1 protein-coding gene is annotated in these 846 nt (G+C 71.0%); it reads left to right on the forward strand.

The window, feature by feature from the left end; all coding sequences use genetic code 11:
* A partial coding sequence (locus FVW20_RS17095; protein WP_196610530.1) for a class I SAM-dependent methyltransferase occupies positions 1–505 on the forward strand: 505 nt, incomplete at its 5' end.
* Positions 506–846 lie beyond the last annotated feature (341 nt).

Below are 846 nucleotides of genomic sequence, written 5' to 3' on the forward strand. Positions count from 1 at the left end.
GCCGGTGGCCGCCTACGCCGGGGTGGACACCAGCGCCCCGGCGCTGGCCACGGCGCGCGAGAGCCTGGCCGGGCTGGGCTGCCCGGTGCGGTTGGTGGAGGGCGATTACCGCCAGGTGCTGGATGGCCCGGAAGGCAGTATGGACGTGATCTGGATGGGCCTGTTCCTGCATCACCTGCCCACTCCGCTCAAGGCGGAGTTTCTGCGGGCGGCGCACCGGCTGCTGGCCCCCGGGGGCATGGTGCTGGCGCACGACCCGGTCATGGGCGAGGACGAGGACAAGCAGGCCATGCTGGCCCGCATGGCCGCGCTGGGCCGCGCCCGGTGGCATTTCCTGACGGACGGAGAGATCGCCATGGTGCATCGCCACTGGTCGGGCCATGGCCATCAGGAACGGTTCAGCACCCTGCGGGCGCTGGGCGAGGCGCATGGGTTCGAGGCGGACATGGTCTGGTCCGACCCGGACCGCCAGTACGGCCTCGTGCGGTTCGCCCGGCGGGGCTGAGAACGGTAGCGACGGTGCGGTGACTGTGGCGACAGGGGTGACTGGGTCGCCTGTTGTGCCTGCTCTGTCTGCTCTGTCTGCTCTGCATGACGCGGGAAGCTGGACCCCGCCCCCTCCGCACCATCAAGCCCGCCCGGAACCTTCGGGCGGGGTGGACCATGACGGGAGAGCCTCATGAACATGTTTTTCGTGCGCGCACGGCGGCATGCCGGTGCGTTCCTGCCTGCGCCGTTGTCTGCGTCGTGCGCGTGGGTGGTGCTCGCGCTGTGGGTCATGTGGGCCTTCGGCGCAGGAGCGGCCTGCGCCGCGCAGGGTGCCGCAGATGCCGCGACCGCCCCGAA

Origin of the sequence: Nitratidesulfovibrio oxamicus (assembly GCF_015731765.1) — a bacterium.
Taxonomy (GTDB): Bacteria; Desulfobacterota; Desulfovibrionia; order Desulfovibrionales; family Desulfovibrionaceae; genus Cupidesulfovibrio; species Cupidesulfovibrio oxamicus.